This window comes from Tsukamurella sp. M9C, from assembly GCF_020169415.1.
Lineage (GTDB): Bacteria > Actinomycetota > Actinomycetes > Mycobacteriales > Mycobacteriaceae > Tsukamurella.
In genome coordinates, this window is sequence record NZ_JAIULG010000096.1 from 1 (window position 1) to 1575 (window position 1575).

Below are 1575 nucleotides of genomic sequence, written 5' to 3' on the forward strand. Positions count from 1 at the left end.
GGGTAGGGCTGGGCGGGGTACGACGGTGGCTGCCCGTACGGGTCGTGACCGTACGGATCGTTGGGCGTCGACATCGTGAACGCTCCCCTTGTCGCTGCGGATATCGGTGTGCGTCGAGCGTAGTCGAGCGCATGGAAGGACGGCGTGCGGCGGACCGGGCTCAGAGGATGAGCAGGAGCCGGATGAGGGCGGACGCGAGCCCGGACAGCAGGAGCAGCATGCACAGGGTCATCGTGATGACGGCGATCACGTTGGTGTGGCCGTACCGCTTCGAGGTGCAGAACGCGCGGACTGAGAGGATCAGTGTCGCCGTCGTCGACGACAGCGTGATCACCGGATTCAGTTCCATCGCCGTGCCGATCACGAAGATCGGCAGCGCGACGACGAAGAACATCACCAGGCCGACGACCGCGGCGATCGTGCCCGGATCGCCGGCGGGGCGCGGCCGGGGCGGGATCGGGGCGTACGGCCGGCCGTAGGACTGCTGCGGGAACCCTCCGGGCTGCGCGAACGCCCGACCGTGCTGCGGGTAGTGCGGGTACCGCTGGTACCGACCAGGTGCGGGAGGGTGAACCGACACTGACGTCTCCTTCGACGGGGATCCGGGCGACTGACGTCGACGGTATTCATCGGGGCATGGTGGTCCCTTGTCGCTCGCTTGGCTCCCGCGGGAACACGGACGGGCGGCTCGTGGCGGCGGGCGCGGGAACGTGTCGGTGCGCGCCGGTATCGTCGCGCGCATGGACGACGACAGGCTGCTCGCCCGCATCGGGGCGCTGCTGCGGCAGGCGGAGGGCACCGACAACGAGCACGAGGCCGCCACGTTCACCGAGGCCGCGCAGCGGCTCGCCACGGCCGCGTCGATCGACCTCGCCGTCGCCCGCGCGCACCAGCGCGGGGCGGAGCGGGCTCGCGCGGTCCCCGAGCAGCGCACCGTCCGGATCGGGGAGGCGGGCCGGCGCGGCCTGCGGACCTTCGTCGAGCTCTTCGTCGCGATCGCCCAGTCGAACGACGTGCGGTGCGACGTGGCCTCCAACTCCACCTTCGTCTTCGCCTACGGCTTCGCGGAGGACGTCGACGCGTGCGAGGCGCTGTACGCCTCGCTGGTGATCCAGATGGTCCGCGCGTCGGACGCCTACCTCCGCTCGGGCGCCCACAAGTCGGAGACCGTGCAGCAGCTCTACGAGGACCGGCGCACCCGTCGCCGCTGGGTGGAGACCAAGCCGGTCTCGGGGGTCACCGCCCGGATCAACTTCCAGTCGGCCTTCGCCGCCCGGATCGGGGCGCGCCTCGCCGAGGCCCGGGCCGAGGCCACCGCGCAGGCCACGGAGCGGGGCGAGCCGGGCACCGCGGTCGCGTTGCGCGACAAGGAGGTCGAACTCGCCTCGTTCTACCAGGGCGAGTCCACGGCGCGGGGCCGGTGGCGCGGGTCCTCCGCGTCGGCCGGCTACTCCGACGGTGCCCGCCGCGCGGGTGATCGGGCGGGCCGGTCCGCGCGCCTGGGCGCCCACTCCGAGTTGAGCGGGGGCCGCGGCGCGCTGGAGCAGGGCCGGTCGTGAATCCGTACCCGCCGCT

General features: G+C 72.6%; 2 protein-coding genes. One reads left to right on the plus strand and one right to left on the minus strand.

The window, feature by feature from the left end:
• Positions 1 to 160: 160 nt before the first annotated feature.
• Positions 161 to 580, minus strand: a complete 420-nt coding sequence (locus LB823_RS23520; RefSeq protein ID WP_224652181.1) for a hypothetical protein — start codon at positions 578 to 580, stop codon at positions 161 to 163.
• Positions 581 to 740: 160 nt separating this feature from the next.
• Here LB823_RS23520 and LB823_RS23525 point away from each other — a divergent pair, with 160 nt between their 5' ends.
• Positions 741 to 1559 carry a DUF2786 domain-containing protein gene (locus LB823_RS23525; protein ID WP_224652183.1) on the plus strand — a complete coding sequence of 273 codons (819 nt, stop codon included), beginning with the start codon at positions 741 to 743 and terminating at the stop codon, positions 1557 to 1559.
• The last annotated feature ends 16 nt before the right edge of the window (positions 1560 to 1575 follow it).

What these genes read in the sequence shown, in the direction of transcription:
- LB823_RS23525 (WP_224652183.1), top strand. Translation starts at nt 741, where the DNA reads ATGGACGACGACAGGCTGCTCGCCCGCATCGGGGCGCTGCTGCGGCAG.